General features: G+C 64.7%; 18 protein-coding genes. 8 read left to right on the top strand and 10 right to left on the bottom strand.

Annotation, left to right across the window (positions count from 1 at the left end; genetic code table 11):
* Nucleotides 1-76: 76 nt before the first annotated feature.
* Both HZZ16_RS00090 and HZZ16_RS00085 read left to right on the top strand, forming a co-directional pair.
* Nucleotides 77-1,696 carry a GMC family oxidoreductase gene (locus HZZ16_RS00090; protein ID WP_197946326.1) on the top strand — a complete coding sequence of 540 codons (1,620 nt, stop codon included), beginning with the start codon at nt 77-79 and terminating at the stop codon, nt 1,694-1,696.
* A gap of 13 nt (nt 1,697-1,709) precedes the next feature.
* The gene (locus HZZ16_RS00085) at nt 1,710-2,591 is read left to right on the top strand and encodes an alpha/beta fold hydrolase (protein WP_197947242.1); all 882 of its coding nucleotides are present in this window, start codon (nt 1,710-1,712) and stop codon (nt 2,589-2,591) included.
* Between the two features lie 36 nt (nt 2,592-2,627).
* Here the strand turns inward: HZZ16_RS00085 and hpnO are convergent, their stop codons facing one another.
* Nucleotides 2,628-4,019: an aminobacteriohopanetriol synthase HpnO gene (gene hpnO / locus HZZ16_RS00080; protein ID WP_197946325.1), complete on the bottom strand. Its 1,392-nt coding sequence runs from the start codon at nt 4,017-4,019 to the stop codon at nt 2,628-2,630.
* A gap of 141 nt (nt 4,020-4,160) precedes the next feature.
* On the opposite strand from hpnO, the gene HZZ16_RS00075 reads away from it, so the two are divergent.
* A complete protein-coding gene (locus HZZ16_RS00075; protein WP_197946323.1) occupies nt 4,161-4,829 on the top strand; it encodes a DUF2147 domain-containing protein in 669 nt (222 codons plus the stop codon).
* Here the strand turns inward: HZZ16_RS00075 and hpnN are convergent.
* Nucleotides 4,797-7,385, bottom strand: a complete 2,589-nt coding sequence (gene hpnN / locus HZZ16_RS00070) for a hopanoid transporter HpnN (RefSeq protein ID WP_197946321.1) — start codon at nt 7,383-7,385, stop codon at nt 4,797-4,799. The two genes, HZZ16_RS00075 and hpnN, sit on opposite strands and share 33 nt — an antisense overlap.
* Nucleotides 7,386-7,840: 455 nt before the next feature.
* Here hpnN and ispH point away from each other — a divergent pair, with 455 nt between their 5' ends.
* The 4 genes from ispH (at nt 7,841) to HZZ16_RS00050 (ending at nt 11,598) form a co-directional block, all read left to right on the top strand.
* Nucleotides 7,841-8,767 (top strand): 4-hydroxy-3-methylbut-2-enyl diphosphate reductase, encoded by a 927-nt coding sequence (gene ispH / locus HZZ16_RS00065; RefSeq protein ID WP_197946319.1) that lies wholly within the window; start codon nt 7,841-7,843, stop codon nt 8,765-8,767.
* Nucleotides 8,768-8,803: 36 nt separating this feature from the next.
* A complete protein-coding gene (hpnH, locus tag HZZ16_RS00060; RefSeq protein WP_197946317.1) occupies nt 8,804-9,964 on the top strand; it encodes an adenosyl-hopene transferase HpnH in 1,161 nt (386 codons plus the stop codon).
* 969 nt (nt 9,965-10,933) lie between these two features.
* Entirely contained in the window at nt 10,934-11,194 is a 261-nt protein-coding gene (locus HZZ16_RS00055; RefSeq protein WP_197946316.1) for an antitoxin, read from the top strand.
* Nucleotides 11,191-11,598: a type II toxin-antitoxin system VapC family toxin gene (locus HZZ16_RS00050; protein ID WP_197946315.1), complete on the top strand. Its 408-nt coding sequence runs from the start codon at nt 11,191-11,193 to the stop codon at nt 11,596-11,598. Before HZZ16_RS00055 ends, HZZ16_RS00050 begins: the two co-directional genes overlap by 4 nt.
* A 110-nt stretch (nt 11,599-11,708) precedes the next feature.
* On the opposite strand, the gene HZZ16_RS00045 is transcribed toward HZZ16_RS00050, so the two are convergent.
* The 6 genes from HZZ16_RS00045 to HZZ16_RS00020 all read right to left on the bottom strand — a co-directional run bounded on the left by HZZ16_RS00045 (nt 11,709) and on the right by HZZ16_RS00020 (nt 17,859).
* Entirely contained in the window at nt 11,709-12,458 is a 750-nt protein-coding gene (locus HZZ16_RS00045) for a phosphorylase (RefSeq protein ID WP_197946314.1), read from the bottom strand.
* Nucleotides 12,455-14,407 carry a squalene--hopene cyclase gene (shc, locus tag HZZ16_RS00040; protein WP_197946313.1) on the bottom strand — a complete coding sequence of 651 codons (1,953 nt, stop codon included), beginning with the start codon at nt 14,405-14,407 and terminating at the stop codon, nt 12,455-12,457. The genes HZZ16_RS00045 and shc overlap by 4 nt, the downstream gene beginning before the upstream one ends.
* A gap of 58 nt (nt 14,408-14,465) precedes the next feature.
* Entirely contained in the window at nt 14,466-15,722 is a 1,257-nt protein-coding gene (gene hpnE / locus HZZ16_RS00035; RefSeq protein WP_197946312.1) for a hydroxysqualene dehydroxylase HpnE, read from the bottom strand.
* Complete coding sequence (hpnD, locus tag HZZ16_RS00030; RefSeq protein ID WP_197946311.1) at nt 15,722-16,561, bottom strand: presqualene diphosphate synthase HpnD; 840 nt, start codon at nt 16,559-16,561, stop codon at nt 15,722-15,724. Before hpnD ends, hpnE begins: the two co-directional genes overlap by 1 nt.
* Nucleotides 16,551-17,435, bottom strand: coding sequence for a squalene synthase HpnC (gene hpnC / locus HZZ16_RS00025; protein ID WP_197946309.1), 885 nt, complete (start codon nt 17,433-17,435; stop codon nt 16,551-16,553). The genes hpnD and hpnC overlap by 11 nt, the downstream gene beginning before the upstream one ends.
* A 190-nt stretch (nt 17,436-17,625) precedes the next feature.
* Complete coding sequence (locus tag HZZ16_RS00020; RefSeq protein WP_197946307.1) at nt 17,626-17,859, bottom strand: hypothetical protein; 234 nt, start codon at nt 17,857-17,859, stop codon at nt 17,626-17,628.
* Nucleotides 17,860-18,317: 458 nt separating this feature from the next.
* Here HZZ16_RS00020 and HZZ16_RS00015 point away from each other — a divergent pair, with 458 nt between their 5' ends.
* Entirely contained in the window at nt 18,318-18,815 is a 498-nt protein-coding gene (locus HZZ16_RS00015) for a hypothetical protein (RefSeq protein WP_197946305.1), read from the top strand.
* Nucleotides 18,816-18,894: 79 nt separating this feature from the next.
* Here HZZ16_RS00015 and HZZ16_RS00010 read toward each other — a convergent pair whose 3' ends face one another.
* The gene (locus tag HZZ16_RS00010; protein ID WP_197946303.1) at nt 18,895-19,236 is read right to left on the bottom strand and encodes a hypothetical protein; all 342 of its coding nucleotides are present in this window, start codon (nt 19,234-19,236) and stop codon (nt 18,895-18,897) included.
* Nucleotides 19,237-19,254: 18 nt separating this feature from the next.
* Nucleotides 19,255-19,545 (bottom strand): ISAs1 family transposase (locus HZZ16_RS00005; RefSeq protein ID WP_197946301.1); only part of this gene is annotated, 291 nt, incomplete at its 5' end.

Below are 19,545 nucleotides of genomic sequence, written 5' to 3'. Positions count from 1 at the left end.
CATGGCCGGGCTTGTCCCGGTCGGCTGCGTCTGCCTATTAAACGGAAAGCAAAGAGACCATCCGGGTGGAAGCAGAATGCCGAGGCGGCTTGAAGGTGAGTTTGACTACATTGTCGTCGGAGCCGGCACCGCGGGCTGCATCGTTGCCAACCGGCTGTCGGCTGCCCCAGGCAACCGCGTTCTCATCCTTGAAGCAGGTGGCGACGACAACTGGATCTGGTTCCACATCCCGGTCGGCTATCTCTTCGCCATCGGCAATCCTCGTTCGGACTGGATGTTCAAGACCGAGCCCGAGCCGGGCCTGAACGGCCGCTCGCTGGCCTATCCTCGCGGCAAGGTGATCGGCGGCTGCTCGTCGATCAACGCCATGATCTCGATGCGCGGACAGGCCGCCGACTACGATCATTGGCGCCAGCTTGGGCTGACCGGCTGGGGCTACGACGACGTGCTGCCGCTGTTCAAGCGGCTGGAGGACCACTTCCTCGGCGCCAGCGAGCATCACGGCGCTGGCGGCGGCTGGCGCATCGAGGCACCGCGGCTGTCATGGGCCATTCTCGACGCGGTCGGTGACGCCGCCGAGGAAATGGGCATCAAGCGCATCCCGGATTTCAACACCGGCGACAACGAAGGCACGAGCTATTTCCACGTCAACCAGAAGCGCGGCCGGCGCTGGTCCTCGGCGCGCGGCTTCCTCAAGCCGGCCTTGAGGCGCCCCAATCTGCGGCTCGAGAAGCACGTGCTGGTCGACCGCCTCATCATCGAGCAGGGCCGCGCCGTCGGCGTGCGCTTCATCCGGAACGGCGAGATCGTCGAGGCGCGGGCGAAGCGCGAGGTGGTGCTCTCGGCAGGCTCCATCGGCTCGGTGCAGGTGCTGCATCGCTCCGGCATCGGCCCTGCCGACTGGCTGTCGCCGCTCGGCATCGACATCGTCATGGACAAGCCCGGCGTCGGGCGCAATCTCCAGGATCATCTGCAACAGCGCGCGATCTACAAGGTCGAGGGCGTGCGCACGCTGAACGAGACCTATTACAATCTGTTCCGCCGCGGTCTGATGGGACTTGACTACGCCTTCCGCCGCCGCGGTCCGCTGACCATGGCACCGTCGCAGCTCGGCATCTTCACGCGCTCCGATGCGACGCGCGCCCGCGCCAACATCCAGTTCCACGTGCAGCCGCTGTCGCTCGACAAGTTCGGCGATCCCCTGCATCGTTTCCCTGCAATCACCGTCAGCGCCTGCAATCTGCAGCCGACCTCGCGCGGCACCGTGCGTCTCCGTTCGGCGAGCCCCGACGAGAAGCCGATCATTGCGCCGAATTACCTGTCGACGGACGACGACCGCCAGGTTGCCGCGGACGCCATTCGCACCACGCGCCGCCTGATGCAGCAGAAGGCGCTGGCCAAATATCGGCCCAGCGAATATCTGCCGGGGCCGACGGTCGGCAACGACGACGCCTCGCTGGCAAAAGCCGCCGGCGATATCGGCACCACCATTTTCCATCCCGTCGGCACCGCGAAGATGGGCACGGCGAACGATCCGATGGCCGTGGTGGACGAACGCCTGCGGTTCGACGGCCTCGGCAACTTGCGCATTGTCGACGCCTCGATCATGCCGACGATCACCTCGGGCAATACCAATACGCCGACCGCGATGATCGCGGAGAAGGGCGCGACGATGATCCTGGAGGATGCGAAGTAGCATCCCATCGCTCATGATCGATCCGCACCGTTTTTCGATCGGCCCCGCCGACGCAGAGATCGCCATGCTGCAATGGGGCGAGAGCGGGAAGCCGCCTGCCCTGCTCGTACACGGCACCGGTTTCGTCGCCGACGTCTGGGACGAGGTCGCGCGCGAGCTTGCATCGACCTACACCGTCTATGCCTTCGACCGCCGCGGTCATGGCGCAAGCCACAAGCCCGGCGCTTATCACTTCCTTGATTACGCCGACGACGTCTGTCGTGTGATCGATGCGCTCGAACTCCGCGACATCTATGGAATCGGTCACAGCGCGGGCGCGACCGATCTCCTTCTCGCTGCGAAGCTCTTGCCTGGTCGCTTCGCACGCCTGTTCGTGATGGAGCCGACCATTATGGACCCGCGCGCGGCGCGCTCCGGCGGATTGAGTGAGGAATCTCTCGCCCGCGTGCAGGGCACGCTGCGCCGGCGAGCCGAATTCGACAGCGCCGACGCAGTGTTGGAACGTTACCGCGCAGCACCGGCGTTTGCGGATTGGACCGAAACCTCGCTACGTGCGTATGTGCGCCACGGCTTCGCGCCGCTGGATGACGGCCGTATCCGGCTCTGCTGCACGCCCGAAATCGAGGCCGCGATCTTGCGTCCCATCTACGAGGCGATGGAGCAGGTTTACATTGGCGATGCCCGCGGCAATCCGTTTGCCTCGCTCACCAAGCTCCGCTGTCCGGTGCGTGTCACGACAGCGGCGAAGTCGGGCCCGATCTACAAGGAGATGGCGCGACGCGCTGTGTCGCTGATTCCGGGCGTGACCACGCTGGTGTTCGACAATGCCGGACACTGCGTCGCGCAGGAAGTGCCGGCGGCCGTGGTGGGAGCGGTGCGCGAGTTTGCGAAGTAAGTTCGGCCGCGAACGAGGCAGCCTGAGCGATCAGCCCTAAGCCGACCTTCGCACCGCGTTGTCCACCAGCGTCTTGCCGAGCGACCAGATTGCACCGGGGACCTTGTGGCTGCCGGCGATGACGTCGTCGAAGGCGCGCTCGATCCAGGCGCAGTCTTCCTCGGTGATGGTGAGCGGCGGCAAGAGCTTGATGGTGTGGCTGCCGTGACCGGCGACTTGCGTCAGGATCTTGTGATCCTTGAACAGCGGCACGGTGATGAGCTGGCAGAACAGGCCCTTGTTGGCGGTCTCCAGCACGTTCCAGGAGGCCCGCAGCCGCAGCGATTTCGGCGGGCCGAATTCGATGCCGATCATCAGCCCCTTGCCGCGGACTTCCTTCAGCAGCTCGTAGCCGGGCACCATGCGCGTCAGCGCGAGGCGCAGCTCGGCGCCGCGCTTGGCGGCCGCATCGATCAGCTTCTCCGATTCCATGACGTCGAGCGTGGCGATGCCCGCGGCCATGGCGAGGTCGTTCTTGGAGAAGGTGGAGCCGTGCACCACCGCGCGGTCCATCTGGTTGAAGATCTTGTCGAAGATGCTCTTGCGCGTCAGCACGGCGCCGACCGGCACGTGGCCGCCCGACAGCGACTTCGACAGCAGCACCATGTCGGGCTCGACGTTCCAGTGCTCGACCGCGAGGAAGCGGCCGGTGCGGCCCATGCCGGTCTGGATCTCGTCGGCGACGAACAGCGTGCCGTATTTCTTGCAGAGCGCGGCCGCGCCGGGCAGGAACTCGTCGGTGGGCATGTTGACGCCCTTGCCCTGGATCGGCTCGACGACGAAGGCGGCGACCTCGCGCGAGGCCAGCGCCTTTTCCAGCGCGGCCAAGTCGTTGAACGGGATCGGGGTGCAGCCCGGCAGCAGCGGCTCGAAGCCGGTGCGGAAATTGGCGTCGCCGGTCAGCGACAGCGCGCCGTAGGTCAGCCCGTGATAGCCGTGCGCGCAATAGACGATGCCAGGACGTCCCGTCGCGCCACGCGCGAACTTGATCGCGGCCTCGACGCATTCCGCGCCGGAATTGGCGAAGAACGCCTTGTCGAGGTAAGGAACGTATTTCAGGAGGCGCTCAGCCAGCACGCCGGCGAGCGTCGAGACGTCGAATTGGACGAGGTTGGGCAGGTCGGCATCGAGCACGCTCTTGAGCGCCTCGCGCATGACTGGATGATTGCGGCCGATTGCAAACACGCCGAAGCCGGACAACAGGTCGAGATAGCGCGCGCCCTCGCGGTCGTAGAGGTACTGCCCCTGCCCCTTCTGGAAGCCGACATCGTAGCCGATGGTCTTGAGGACCCGAACGAACTGCTCGTTCAAATACCGGTTATGCAGGGTGCTGCGCTGGGCCTGACGGTCCGCGAATAGCTGAGACATGTCTGGATTTGGGCTGTGCATCCGCTACATACTTCGCTTGAGGGCCGTCTCGTCAACTGAAAACGGAGCGTTACTGAAAACGGTCTGTGCGGCCTTTTGCCCTTTTTCGGACCATCTTCGCAAGCACAGCTTTAGACCATGTTGCACTGCCAAGGAACACTCATGCGTTTGGCCCTTTACACCGGACTAATACTGGCTGGCGGTTACGCCGGCCTGACGACCGCGCTCGCCGCGGATCCGACCGGCGACTGGCGGGTCGCCGACGGCGTTGCCAACATTCGCGTCGCCCAATGCTATGGCAGCATGTGGGGCGCGGTTTCCTGGGAAAAGCAGCCCGGCGGGCGCGACGAGAACAATCCGGATGTCTCGAAAAAGAACAGGCCGACGCTCGGCATGGCAACCCTGATCGACATGAAGAAGAAGCCCGGCGTCGACCAGTGGGAAGGACAGGTCTACAACGCCAAGGACGGCCAGCTCTACAGCGCGACCATCACGCCGGCCGGTCCCGACCAGCTGGAGATCAAGGGCTGCGTCATGGGCTTCCTCTGCGGCGGCGAAACCTGGGCCCGGGTCGGCCCGCCGATCCCCTCGAGCCCTGCCAACGCCATGGCCAAGGGCGCGCCGAAATCCAGCGGCACTGCGCCGAAGCCCCAAGCGGCGCAAGGCGCCCAAGCCACAGCCCAAGCCACGGCTCAAGGCACCAGCGGCGCCACCACGCCTGGGCCCGCCGCTCCCAAGTCCGCCGGCGCAGCCAAGCCCGGTCAGAAGGGCGCCGCCGACCCGGTCGGCGACATCTGCCTACTCCCTGAGATTGCGGGGTTTGCCCATTAGGGCCGGCTGGAACAGCAGCACGGCGGCGAGCGTCGTCACCAGCGAGAGTGCCAGCAGCTTGCCCATGCTGGACGTGCCGGGATGGCTCGACAGCCACAGGCTGCCGAACGCGGTCGCGGTCGTCAGCGCACTGAAAAAGATCGCGCGCGTCAGGCTGGTCTGGAGCAGGTTCGTCCTGCCCGAGCGCCAAGCCACGACGTAATAGATCTTGAAGGCGACGCCGACGCCGAGCAGCAGCGGAAACGCGACGATGTTGGCGAAGTTCAGCGGCAGGCCGATCAACACGCAGATCTCGAGCGTCACCGCGCCGGCAACCAGAAGCGGCACCAGGGTCATCAGCACGTCGACGAAGCGGCGAAGCGTGATCCAGAGCAGGAGCCCGATCACCAGCAGCGCATAGATGCCGGCGTGGATGAACGCCTTCACTACGGTGTCGCCGGATTTCAGGATTGAGACCGGCCCGCCGATCGCAGTCGGCTCGGCCTGGAGCACCGCCGCCGCAAATTTGCGCAGCGTGTCGTTGTCGTTGGGATCACCCTTGGGCAGCGCCTCGACGCGGATGACGCCGTCCTTGCTCTTCCAGGCGTTGACGAGATCGGGCGGCAGCGAGCTCAGGGTGACGGGACCTGCCTGCATCGCGTTCCTGAGCTGGTCGAACACGATCTTCAATGGTGCGACGAACACGTCCTGCGCCTTGTTGCGCGTGGCCTCGTCGGCATTGGCGAGCTTTTCGAGCGCGTCGGCAAGACGGCGCGAGGCGACAGCGCCCGGGCCCTTCGCGTCGCCCGCCGTCCGGCGCAGATTGTCGACCGACGACTTCAGCGATTCGACATTCTCCTGGTCCGTCGGCGCCGCGTCGATCTGATCGGGGTTGAGCGCGGGATTCAGCACCTTGGCGCCCTGCGCGATGAGCTTCAGCTTCGGCGGCTGATCCTGCGGTACGAAGCTGTCGAGCGACATCACCCTGAGCACCTCGGGCACCTTCTCCAGCTTCGCCTCGACCTGCCTCGCCTGCTCTTCCGACGTCGTCATCACATTGACGGCGTTGGCCCCGGTGTTCGGATCCTTGCGCAAATCGAGGAAGGTCGCGATCGACTCGGCGCGCGGATTGCGCAGGTTCATCGGGTTGAAGTCGAACTTCATGAAGTAGAGCAGCGGCAGGCCGCCGAGCGCGAGCAGCAGCGTGCCGCCGACGATCAGCACCCGGTGCTTTTCCAGGAAGTGATCGAGCGGCGCCAGAAAGGCGTAGCCGACGGGCTCCGGCTCGCCGGGTGGGTTCATAAGCTTCAGTAGCGCCGGCAGCACGGTGATGCTGGACAGGAACGCCACCAGCATGCCGACGCCGGCGATCTGGCCGAGCTCCGAGATGCCCTTGTAGTCGGTCGGCATGAAGCAGAGGAAGCCTGCCGCGGTGGCCATTGCCGCCAGCGACAGCGGCACTGCCGAGCGCTTGGCCGCCAGCACCAGCGCGCCGGCGAGGTTGTCGTGCTTGTAGCGCTCGGAGCGGTAGCGGACGCTGTACTGGATGCCGAAATCGACCCCTAAGCCGACGAACAACACCGCGAAGGCGATCGACAGCAGGTTGAGCGAGCCGACCATCATCAGGCCGGCGGCCGTCGTGATCGCAAGGCCGACGAAGAGATTGACGAAGACCGCGAAGATGATCTTCGCCGAATGCAGCGCCAGCCACAGGATCAGCAGCACGACGAGAACCGTGCCGACACCGTTGACGACGGCGCCCTCCTGGACGGTGGCGTATTCCTCGTTGGCGATCGGGACCGGGCCGGTCAGCCGCACGCGGGCCTGGTATTTGGTCGGGAAGTCCAGATCCGCAGCAGCCTTGCGGATCGCATCGGTCGCGCCCTTGCCCGGCTCCAGCGCGTTGTAGTCGAGGATCGGCTTGAACTCGATGAAGCTGCGCTTGTCCGAATCCTTGAGCGGCTCGTCGCTGACGAGCTGGCGCCAGGAGAAGCTGGCATTGCCCTTGTTGAGCACGGTCTCGACCGTCTGCGCGATCAGGTTGAAGGGGCGCTCGGTATTGTCGAGCTTGACCTGGCCGCGCTTGACGCCGGCAAGGCCTGTCTCCAGCGCCCCGGTGAGGCCGCGGATCGAGGGATCGCCGGCCATGATCTCGATCAGGGGCGCTGCGGATTCGAACTGGCCGGTGATCTTGGCGACCTCCTCGGTCGGCAGGAACAACAGGCCGTTCTTCTCGAAGAACTCGCCGCTGCCGAGCTGCTGCATGGACTGGAAATTGGCCTTGTCGTCCTTCAGCTTGGCATAGAGCGCATCGGCCGCCGCGCTCGCCATTTCCGGGGTCTTGGCCTCGACCACCGCCGTGATCGTCGCATCGCGGTCGAAGGCGCGATCGAATTGCTGATCGCGCTGACGCCAGTCCAGATTCTGGGCAATCAGCGAGTTGATGTCGGTGTTGATGGCGAAGTGGCGCGCAGCGTAATAGCCCGCCCCCACCGACAGCAGGAGCCCGATAACGACGACGAGGGAGGCAAACCGGGTGCAGGCCCTGACGATGGCAACGACGACGCTTTGCAGCACTTCTTTTCTTTCTGCGGTTAACAGCTTGCCGGAAACGCCCGCTGTTTATCGGAGTTCCCGGCCGAAACCTATTGCTGTTTTGGGTGGTTCTCGCCGCCAGAAGGTTCGAGGTAAACGGCGGGAGACCGTGGCAAAATCATGCGGGGCGGCCGGTATAGCCGGTGAGTTGAGGCGGGAAAGTGACGAAGGACCATGAAGGAATGTCGCGCACGCGTGCACCCCGTAAACCCTACTAAAATACCTCATAGGCGCCTCCCTCAGCGGTTCCACCTTCCCCTACCGCCGATTTTTTGACACAAAGTATTGCGCCTCCATGCGCCTGAGCCGCCCACAGGGTGGGTGGCTACCGCAGGCGCGAACCAATGGTGCGGATATTGCAACTCATTGGTCAGTATCGGAGTGCCGCTTGGGGACTGCAAAGAGCGGATTGGTGCAACTTGCGTGATGGGCGTCCAATGGAAGTTTATCTGGCGCAACCGCGCGGCTTCTGCGCAGGCGTGGTGCGAGCAATCGAAATCGTGGAACGGGCGCTGGAGAAGTACGGCCCGCCCGTCTACGTGCGCCATGAGATCGTGCATAACAAGTACGTCGTCGAGAACCTGAAGGCCAAAGGCGCCATCTTCGTCGAGGAACTCTCCGAGGTTCCGCCGAAGGCGGTGACGGTGTTCAGCGCCCATGGCGTCGCCCGCAGCGTCGAGGAAGAGGCCGCCGCGCGCGATCTTCCGGTGCTCAATGCCACCTGCCCGCTGGTCACGAAAGTTCACAATCAGGGGAAGCGCTATGTCGGCAAAGGCCGCACCCTGATCCTGATCGGCCATGCCGGCCACCCCGAGGTCGAGGGCACGATGGGCCAGGTCCCGGGGCCGGTGCAGCTTGTCCAGAGCGTTGAAGAGGTTAACGCGCTGACCCTGCCGGCGGATACGCCAGTGGCCTACATCACCCAGACCACCCTGTCGGTCGACGACACCAAGGACATCATCGCGGCGCTTCAGGCCCGCTTTACAGACATTCAAGGTCCGGATATCCGGGATATCTGCTATGCGACACAGAACCGCCAATCTGCGGTAAGGGACTTGAGCAAGCTGGTCGACGTGATCTTGGTGGTGGGCGCTGCCAACAGCTCGAACTCGAACCGGCTCCGCGAAATCGGCACTGAAGCCGGCGTCGCGAGTTATTTGATTGCCGACGGCAGCGAGCTCAATCCGGAGTGGTTGAAGGATGCGAGGACCGTCGGCATCACGGCCGGCGCTTCGGCGCCCGAGGTACTCGTGGATGACGTGATCGAAGCGATGCGGCGGATCGGACCGGTGAAGGTCCAGGTGTTGCCGGGCCGCGAGGAAAACATCGAATTCCGGCTTCCGGCCCAACTGGCCGCGAGCTGACCCATCCGAATTCAAAAGCCCAGAAAGAAACTTGTAATGGCTATCCCGTTCTTCAAGGAAATGCGTATCGGCGGCTATTTGCTCAAGCAGAAACTGCTTGGCCGCAAGCGCTATCCGCTCGTGCTGATGCTGGAGCCGCTGTTCCGCTGCAACCTCGCCTGCGTCGGCTGCGGCAAGATCGATTATCCCGATGCGATCCTCAACCGCCGCATGACCGCGCAGGAGTGCTGGGATGCGGCCGACGAGTGCGGCGCGCCGATGGTCGCCATTCCCGGCGGCGAGCCGCTGATCCACAAGGAGATCGGCGAGATCGTGCGCGGCCTCGTCGCGCGCAAGAAGTTCGTCTCGCTCTGCACCAACGCGCTGCTGCTGGAGAAGAAGCTCGATCTGTTCGAGCCCTCGCCCTATTTGTTCTTCTCCGTTCATCTCGACGGCCTGCGCGACCACCACGACAAGGCGGTGTCGCAGAAGGGCGTGTTCGACCGCGCGGTGTCGGCGATCAAGGCGGCCAAGGCGCGCGGCTTCACCGTCAACGTCAACGCCACCATCTTCGACGGCCACCCGGCCGAGGAGATCGCCAAATTCCTCGACTTCACCACCGAGCTCGGTGTCGGCGTCTCGATGTCCCCGGGCTACGCCTATGAGCGCGCGCCGGACCAGGAGCACTTCCTCAACCGCACCAAGACCAAGAAGCTGTTCCGCGACGTCTTTGCGATGGGCAAGGGCAAGAAGTGGAATTTCATGCATTCCGGCCTGTTCCTGGACTTCCTCGCCGGCAACCAGGAATACGAGTGCACACCGTGGGGCATGCCCGCGCGCAACATCTTCGGCTGGCAGAAGCCCTGCTACCTGCTCGGTGAAGGCTACGCAAAAACCTTCAAGGAGCTGATGGAGACCACCGACTGGGATTCCTACGGCACCGGCAAATACGAGAAGTGTGCCGACTGCATGGCCCATTGCGGCTACGAGCCCACGGCCGCGACGGCCGCGCTCAACAACCCGCTGAAGGCGATGTGGGTGGCGCTGCGCGGCGTGCGGACCAGCGGCCCGATGGCGCCGGAGATCGACCTCTCCAAGCAGCGCCCGGCGCAGTACATCTTCTCGGAGCAGGTGCAGAAGAAGCTGTCGGAGATCCGCAAGGACGAAGCCGCCGCCGCCCAGGCCAAGGCCGCGCAGAAGGCTTCGACGGCGGCGTAAGGCGCAAGCAACTCTCACGACGAAGGCCCGGCCGCGGACGCGACCGGGCCTTTTTCTTTTGCGCAAGTTTCGTGAGAATTGGAGGCACGCCGTCCACCCCAACGTCATTGCGAGCGTAGCGAAGCAATCCAGACTGTCTCTGCGGAAAGATTCTGGATTGCTTCGCTGCGCTCGCAATGACGGAGTGGCGGCACCAGCCTGCCGTTGCCATGCGCTGTCTTCCTCGCTGACAGACATCCGCGTTCTCGCGGCGCTTCCGCCCGAGCTTTGCTGTTCGTTTCGCCCCATGATTGCCAAAGGGCGCAGGGAAGGCCGGGCGCCGGCGGCACCCGCGGTCCGTATGCATCAAAAACGCACACGGGGTGGATCACAGGTGATGCCGGTCGCCCGGCCTTCCCTGCGCGGATGGTTTTAACGGTGTCCTTCGTGCTCTCCTCGGGGAGCGTTGCACTATTGCCCCCGTCGCCTCGCGGCTGATCGATGCGCGTTCCCGGTCGGGCTGCCGCATCACCGCGAAGTTTGACGCCAGAACCCCGGGCGTCGGGACCACACGACTTCTCCGTCCGCGGACGGTTTGGCCTGATCGCCGGAAGCTCGCGTGTGCTCGCCTCCGGTGACGACCAAAACCGCTTTGACGGCGCCGTGTCGTATCGCGATGCGCATGACTCACGGTTGCCCGCCCTGTCACCGCCTTTCGCGCCGGCGCTGCCGCGTCCACCGCACCCCGGCCCGCATCTCGTGACGATCGCGAAGCGCCCCTCTGGCAGGGCCGGGATGAGCGCTCTATGCCATAAATCCGAAATTCGGGAAAATATTTTGCGGCGAGGGGTTGACGGGCGTAGCGCTGTTTTGCCCGACGCCTCCTGGAGTGCCCTTTCGCAAGGATGAGCGACAACTCGTAGGATCGTCCCTCCTTGCATGTCTTAGCCAGGGCATGTATATACATTAAAGTATATACATGAGGTCACCATGCCCCACATCGCCAAGGTGTTCAAGTCAGGCAATTCGCAAGCCGTCCGGCTGCCCAAGGATTTCCGTTTTTCGGTCGACGAAGTGGAAGTCTCGCGCGAAGGCGACGCCGTGATCCTGCGCCCGAGGCAGAACGCCGCCGGCCCAGGGACGTCGCTTCGCGCGGCCGTCGCGCGTGGCTTCAGCCCGGACTTCATGGCCGAGGGCCGGGAGCAGCCTGAGGAGCAGGCGCGCCCCGATCTCGATCAGGCGATGCGATGAGGAAATGGCTTCTCGACACCAACGCCGTCATCGCACTGGTCACGCGCCGGTCAGAGCCTCTCCTGCGTCGGGTTGAAGCCACCGAGCCCGGCGCACTCGCCATCTCGTCCATCGTTGCCCACGAACTCTACTTCGGCGCCTATCGCAGCCAAAAGGTCGAGTTCAACTTGGAAACGCTTCGCCTTCTCTTTGCCGACCTCGACATCCTCGAGCTCGACCAAGAGGACGCGCGAGCCGCCGGCGAGATCCGGGCAGAGCTTGCGCGGCGCGGCACGCCGATCGGTCCCTATGACATCCTGATCGCCGGTCAGGCCATAGCGCGCGACCTGCCCCTCGTCAGCAACAACACTGCCGAATTCCAGCGTATTGCGAGATTGCGGCTGCAGGACTGGACGAAGGATTGATGCAAGCAGGCGCACGCCGACCAATGTCGCGCACGCGACGTCGCGCAGTTCAAAACAAAAGGCCCGGTCAGACGACCGGGCCTTCGATTTTGCCACCTGAAAGGAAGCGCTCAGGCCGCCTTCGACACCAGCGCCTCGCTCTCGACGAGCTCCGTCCCGATCAGATAGTCGCGGCAGCCGCGCAGTGACCGCAGCGCGCGGTTGAAGTCGATGCCGGTCGAGACCAGGGCATGCAGCGTTGCCGGATTGCGCACGATACCGCGCAGCACGGCTCCGAGGTCGATCTGGCCGTTCGGCTTGATCGCGGCGCGGGCGAGCGCCGGCAGCGCGCGATGGGCGGGATCGCTGATGACGCGGACCGCGGCGAAGGGCAGCCCGGCCTCGGCGGCGTAGGCGGCGGCGATGTGGCTTTCCATGTCGACGGCGGCCGCTCCCGTCTCGGAATGCAGCGCCGCCTTGCAGGCGCGCTTGGTGACCACTTCCTCGGCCCCGGCGAGGCTGCCGCGCACCACGCGGCGGCGGCCGGAGGTCAGGCGCTCGATCAGGTCATCGCCGAGCGACAGGCCGGCGGCCCAGCGGGCGTCGCCGGACAGCACCTCGGTCGCCAGCACGACGTCGCCGGAGCGCAAGCTCGGGTCGAGCCCGCCAGCCACGCCGAACGAGATCACGCCGCGAATCGTCTCAGGATCCACCACCGTCAGAAGCGCCCGCAACTGGGTCGGGCTGCTGGATGAACAGATGACCGCCATTCCGGGCCCGGCCGCGATGCGGGCCTCCTGCACCAATCCGGTCACGATCAGTATCGGCCGCGGGTCGATGGCCTGACCCACGGTAACATAGTCCCCCGTCCCCAAAGTCACATTCCGACCCCTACCACCCTGCTGTTGGTGTTCCGCAAGTTCCGATACCGCGCCAATGCCCACAGCGGAAAGAACTTTGGGTAACCATGATAACGTAGATAGAACACGCGGGGGAAGCCTGTGGCGGTGTACCGCTGCTCGTCCCACAGTCCTTTTTTGTCTTGTGTTGCAATCAGGTACTCCACCCCGCGGGCGACGGCCGGGTGATCAACCTCGCCTGCCGCCATCAGGGCAAGCAAGGCCCATGCCGTTTGCGAGGCGGTTGAGGGGGCGGCCTCCCAGCCCTTGTAGTCGAGCCGGTAGCTGACAGCGTCCTCGCCCCAGCCGCCGTCGTCGTTCTGGATCGAGGTCAGCCAGGCCGCCGCCTTGCGGATCATGGGGTCCTTGTGGTCGACACCGGCCATGTTGAGGGCGCACAGCACCGACCACGTTCCATAGATGAAGTTCATGCCCCAGCGGCCGTACCAGGACCCCTCCGGGTGCTGGGTCTTCCGCAAATACGCGACCCCGGCGGCAACCTGCTTGCTGGTCTTCGCGGTCTCGCCGAGCTGGGCCAGCATCGAGATGCAGCGCGCCGTGACGTCCTCGGTCGGCGGATCGAGCAGCGCGCCGTGATCCGAGAACGGGATATTGTTCAGGTAATATTCGAGGTTGTTGACGTCGAAGGCGGCCCAGCCACCGTCGTCGCTCTGCATGCCCTCGATCCACTCCCGGCCGCGGGCGATCGCGTGGTCATAGCCGGCCGCACCGTGCTCCCGCCGCATACGGTCCATCGACATCACCACCACGGCCGTGTCGTCGAGATCAGGGTAATGGGCATTGTTGTACTGGAAGGCCCAGCCGCCCGGGCGCACGTCGGGCCGCTTCACCGCCCAGTCGCCCTTCACCTCGAGCTCCTGCCTCGGGATCAGCCAGTCGAGGCCCTGCTTGGCGGCCGGCACCGCCTTGTCACCGCCGGCCTCCAGCAGTGCGTGCGCGGTGAGCGTCGTGTCCCACACCGGCGAGACGCAGGGCTGGCAATAGGCCTCGTCGTCCTTGATGACGAGCAACTTGTCGATGCCCCGGCGCGTCGTCGCGCGCGGCGGATAGTTCTCGTCCTTGCCGAGCGCGTCGTACATCATGACGATGTTGGCCATGGGCGGGTAGATCGCGCCCATGCCGTCCTCGCCGTTGAGCCGCTCCTCAATGAAGGCGAGCGCGGCGTCGATCGCGCGCTTGCGCAGGCTCTTCGGAAACAGCGGCTCGATCACGCGCAGGATCGCATCCAGCGAACGAAACAACAGAAACCAGGCCATGCTCTGGTGCGGCGCCTTGGCGGTCATGCCGATCGAGCGCGGATCCTGCAGGAACAATTCGTCGATGCCGACGCCCTTCGGATTCCTTGCGCGCGGCTTCAGCGCAGCGATCACCATCAGCGGCACCATCGTCGTGCGCGCCCAATAGGAGATCTTGTTGAGGTGGAATGGCGACCAGAACGGCAACAGCACGATCTCGATCGGCAGCACCGGCACCGCGCTCCAGGTCACGACACCGAAGGTTGCGAGCAGGAAGCGGGTGAAGACGTTGCTGTTGATCGCGCCGCCGCGGGCGTGGATCGCCTCGCGCGCGCGCACCATGTGCGGCGCGTCGACGGAGTCGCCGATCATCTTCAGCGCGAAGTAAGCCTTCACGCTGGCGCTCATGTCGAACTCGCCGTCGTGCACCAGCGGCCAGCCGCCATGGGCACCTTGAACGCGGCGCAGATAGTTGCCGATCTTGGCCTCGAGCACAGTGTCGACCGGTTCGGCGAGATAGTGGCGCAGCAGGATGTACTCGGCCGGAATCGTGCAGTCGGCCTCGAGCTCGAACACCCAATGGCCGTCGGATTGCTGGAAGCCCAGGATCCCTTGGGTGGCCGACGCAATGCTCGATTCCAAAGCTTCGCGGCTGGTCGCGGTCACGGAATCCATGTCGCTCGATTGCTCCGATAGTCGATTGAAAGTTGACCGGGACAATTGCCGGCCGCCTTCAGGATGTCTTGGCGCCCAGAACCAGATCGGCAGCGCGGTCACCCGACCGGACCGATCCCTCGATGGTTGCCGGCAATCCCGTAGCAGTCCAGTCCCCGGCGAGGAACAGGTTTTTCAGCGCAGTGACCGGCCCAGGACGCAGGGCATTCTGGGCCGGCGTCGCCGCAAATGTGGCGCGGCGCTCGCGCACGATCTGCCACGGAGGCAATTCGCCGGACACACCTCCCGCTTCGCAAACCTCGTTCCAGATCCTCTGCGCCAGTTCCTCGCGCGGCATGTCGACCAGGCGGTCGCCATTGCTGATGGTCACCGAGAGCCGGTTCGGAAACGCGAACAGCCATTCCACCACGCCGCCGATCACGCCGAGGATGGGCGCCGAGCCGGGCGGAGGCTCAAAGCGGAAATGCGCATTGACGATGGCGCGGAATTCGGTCGGCGTCTTCAGCCCCGGCAGCAGGTTAGCTGCCGCGCGCGGCGGCACCGCCATCACGACGACATCGCCCGCACCGAGCTGGATCACGTCCTCGCCGCCGAAATTCAGCGCGGTCACCTTGCCGTCCGTGCTGACGAACGAGCGGAGCTCATGGCCAAGCTGAACGGTGTGGCCACGCTCCTGCAGAAACTTCACGGCCGGCTCGATGAGAACCGCACTGAGACCGTCACGCGCAATCAGTGGACGGCAGGCCTGCCCGCCCGCAAGCAGCGTCTCGCGCACGATCGCGCCGGCAAGCCCGGCCGAGCCTTCGGGCGGATCGACGTTGAGAGCGGCCAGCAGCAGCGGCTGCACCAGGCGCTGATAGAGGATGCCCTCGGTCGGAATCGACCTGCCGACCAGCGTTTCTTCCGACGCCCAGATCAGCGGCGCCAGCTTGAGATAGTCGGAAAGACCGGTGTCGGGCACGCGGCGGCTTTCGTCGAGCACCCAGGTCGGCCACCGGCCATCGCCGAGATCGATTTGCCAGCGCTGCCCGGTCTTGATATCGACGAACGGAAATTGCGCGCGCTCGGGGCCGACCAGGCCCGTCTCGGTGCCGATCGCGCGCGCATAGGCGCGCGCATGGCTGTTGCCCGACAGCAGCAGATGATTGCCGTTATCGATGGTGAGATTGGTTGCGCCGTCGAAATAGGACCGGCAGCGGCCGCCGGCCTGGTGCGTCGCCTCATGCACGGCGACCTTGAAGCCGACATTGGCGAGCCGCACGGCGGCGGAGAGGCCGGAAATTCCAGCACCGATGATGTGAGCTGTGTTTTGCATCAGATGAAAGCGTAGCGGAGCAGGATCAGGATCCGTGTGATCTTCGACACACGCACCGGCTCGCGCGGCGCGGAGAAACCACGCGCGATCAGAAGGTCCAGAATGGAATGGTAGTATTTCGACATGATCCGCGGCGCGCGCACGGCGCGGCGCCTGTTGCGGTTCATGATCTCGTCCGACTTCTCGAAATGCACCTTCGCGCGCTGCGCCAGCGGCATGCAGACCTTCGGCAGCGCGCGCTCGGCGATCACGCGGTTCGGATCATCGGAGGTGATGCCGGCATGCAGCAGCGCCTCGCGCGGCAGATAGAGCCGGCCAAGGCCGGCGTCCTCGTCGATGTCGCGCAGGATGTTGGTGAGCTGCAGCGCGCGGCCGAGATGGTGCGCGAGCAGGATGCCGTCTTCCTCGGGCATGCCGAACACGCGCACCGACAGCCGCCCCACGGCGCTGGCAACGCGATCGCAATACAGATCCAGCGTCGCCATGTCGGGCGCACGGATGTCCTGCGGCACGTCCATCTCCATGCCATCGACGATGGCGAGGAAATCCTCGCGCTTGAGCCCGAAGGTCTTCACCGAGGCGACGTAGTCCTTCAGCCGCGGCGGCGGATGGCCCTGATAGAGCGCGTCGATGTCGTTGCGCCATTCCTGAAGTGCCGCGAGCCGCGCCTCGCGCGGGCCGTCGGAATCGGCGATGTCGTCGACCTGGCGACAGAAGCTGTAGATCTGGAACATCGCTTCGCGCTGGTCACGCGGCAGGATGCGCATCGCGGCATAGAACGAGCTGCCGGATGCGGTCGAGCCGTAATTGGCGCCGGGCGTGGTCGCCTCAAGCGTCATGGGCAGTCCCCGCTCTGGAAATGGCCTTGCGACCGATCGCACGGCGGCCGACTTCGCCGATGATCCCGGCGAGGCTGAAGGCGAGCAGCTCGAACTTGTTCAGATGCACGCGCTCGCGCAGCGGATCGCGGACCTTGAGCAAGCGCACGATGCGGTCGGCATAGGCCTGGATGACGGAGACGTCGACGCCGAGACGGAAATCCCGGATCTCGGCTGCGAGCGACCTGCCCTCCTCGAGCAGCGCCTCGTTGCGCACGGCGAGCGACTGCAGGCAGGCGAGCATCGCCGGCGGCGACTGGGCGAGACCGAGCTGCTCGACGGAGGCGCCGTGTGTTGCCAGCGCGTCGCGCGGCAGATAGACGCGGTTGAGCTCGCGATAATCCTTGCCGCAATCCTGCAGGTGATTGTTGATCTGCAAGCCTGCGCAGAGCGCGTCCGATGCGGCCCAGGTCGAGGTGCTCTCGCCGTGAACGTCGAGCATGAAGCGGCCGACCGGCATCGCCGAATAGCGGCAATAATGGATGACCTCGTCCCAGGTCTCGTAGCGCAGCTTGGTCACGTCCATGCGGAAGGCGATCAGCACGTCGAGCGCATGACGCGGCGCCATGCCGCGCTCGGCCAGCGCGCGGCGCAAGCTGACCGCCTCGGGCTGGGTGTCACCCTTGCCGAGCAGTTCCGCCTCGAGCAGATCGAGATAGCTAAGCTTCTGGTCGGGAGGCAGCGTCGCGTGGTCGGCGATGTCGTCGGCGGTGCGGACGAAATTGTAATAGGCCAGGATCAGGGCGCGATGACGCGGATGAATGATCCAGGACGCGACGGGAAAATTCTCGTCGCGGTCACCCTTGCCGGATCGCAATTCGCTCGCAGAGGTCATCGAGGGCTGGTTTACAATCGTTTGGACAGGAAGGGCTTTTTCGCTCGGGCGGGCTCACGCCGGCGACGCCGCCGCGGCCCCCATATAGGGGAATACGGCCGCAAAACCAATCCTGTCCGTCGATGGCTGCCCCTTCGGATGCGCCCGGAAAAGCGGCCGAGGGCCGGCTTTGGGGGGCCAATGGCCGAGTTTATTGATTGTGGTTCTTCAGCACCTGGTCGCAGGCCTGCGAGATCTTGGCCCGGTTCTCCTTGAGGCAGGCCAGGATGGTGAAATCGCCCTGGTCGATGACCGGACGGCAGAACTTCTGCACATCGCGGGTGCAGGCCTTCTGCTCGGCCTCCGTGCCACGCCCTTGCTGGGCGAACGCCGCCGTCGAAAGGGAGGCCGACAGCAGGGTGAGAGCGACGAGAAGATTACGCATTGTATTCCTTCATTCTGACGGCAGAATCGCACCGATCCCGGACTGCACAGGGCGGACGGCCGGAACGGATTGGTTCTGATGGCAAGTCGCCGCTTGTAGCGGCCTCAGAGAAGGCACAAGCACTGGCAAATGCGGCCAAATTGGCGCCGCCCCCGCCGAATCAGGTCTTCCCCGCGCCTTCATTGGCAGATGTAAGAGCTTGATACTACGTCATAATTCGGGAGCATTGCGTTTTAATGCAGACCTGTTGCCGCGCTGCATCTCTTCGCCCGTCCTTGGCTGCCGGAAAGATGCCGAAACGCGGCAAATCGCGCCCTGGAAGCGCGGCGGAGACCGCGTGAACCGCCGTCTCTGGCCGCCGGGCTTTGAACCTGCGACTTGCTCGGAGCACTAAACTTTCGATGTGGCGAGACGTTCTCAATCGTGAGCGAACGTCGTTCCAAAACGGGATATTTGCGATGAAATTCTTTGGGCGATCTGGACTGGCAATCACGGCGGCCGGCATCGGGGCGGCGCTGCTCTTTTCGGTGACGGCAAGCCATGCTCAGTCGTCCGGACCGTTTGCCGGCTTCGACGGCGCATGGAGCGGCACCGGCACGGTGTCGTTGTCCGACGGATCCACCGAGCGCATCCGATGCAAGGCGGATTATAAGGTGGCCGGCAGCGGCCTCAACCTGAAGCAGGCGCTGCACTGCGCCTCCGACAGCTACAAGTTCGACCTCACCAGCGATGTGACGAGCCAGGGTGACCGCATTTCCGGCAATTGGAGCGAGTCCAGCCGCAACATCTTCGGCAACCTCCAGGGCACCGCGGGCGGCGGCCAGATCGAAGTCTTCGTCGAGGCCAACGGCTTTGCCGCCAATCTGTCGCTGCGCACCAACGGCACCAAGCAGACCGTGCAGATCTCGTCCAAGGGCGAGATCCGCGGCGTCAACATCACCATGACGAAGGGCTGAAGACCTTTCGCGCGCAATGAGGAACATGCCCCCGGTTCTGCGAGCCGGGGGCTTTTTGCTGACATGGAAGGTAGCGCCGTCAATCCTTGCGCGCGACGCACTCGCATCGGCATCTGAAATAAACCGCATCCGGATCGTTTCCCCACGCATCCCATCCGGCGAGTGCCGCCTGAATTTCACTGCCAGTCGCGAGCCCCTTGCGCAAAAGTTGCGGCCCGAGGCTGAGCAGGCTTCGCCTCGCATCCGCGACGGCCTCGGCGCGGCTCGCGGCATCAGCGCTATGGTTGACGTAGCTTGCGCCCACCCAAACCGGCGTGAACCCGTGCCCACGCAGAATCGAGCTCTGGCGGCGGCCGAAGCGAAGCGTCTCCGGATCGTCATGCTCGTACCACCGCTGCCAGAGATCGAGTGCGAGGCACACTCCCTCGAGCTCGTAGGGCTATCGCATATGAGCGAGGGCGGAGAGAAGGAAGTCGTTATTCCATCTGGCTTCGAGCATTTTGTGGCTGGTGCGGGCAGGTCCAGGTGTTGCCTGCAGCGTATTGATAGCCAGCTTGCGGATGGCTGCGAGGTTTTCGGCAGCATGGCCTTTCCGGCTGCGGCAAGCGTCCTCGTCGAACAGAACGTCGAGAACCCAGTGCAAATTGTTTTCGATGCCCCAATGAGCGCGCACGGCTTCAAGCAGCTTCTTGGCTGGGAGCGGACGCGATGCCAGGAAGTATCGAGCCGT

Origin of the sequence: Bradyrhizobium glycinis, from assembly GCF_016031655.1 — a bacterium.
GTDB lineage: Bacteria > Pseudomonadota > Alphaproteobacteria > Rhizobiales > Xanthobacteraceae > Bradyrhizobium > Bradyrhizobium glycinis.
This window is presented reverse-complemented; position numbering and strand designations above follow the sequence as displayed.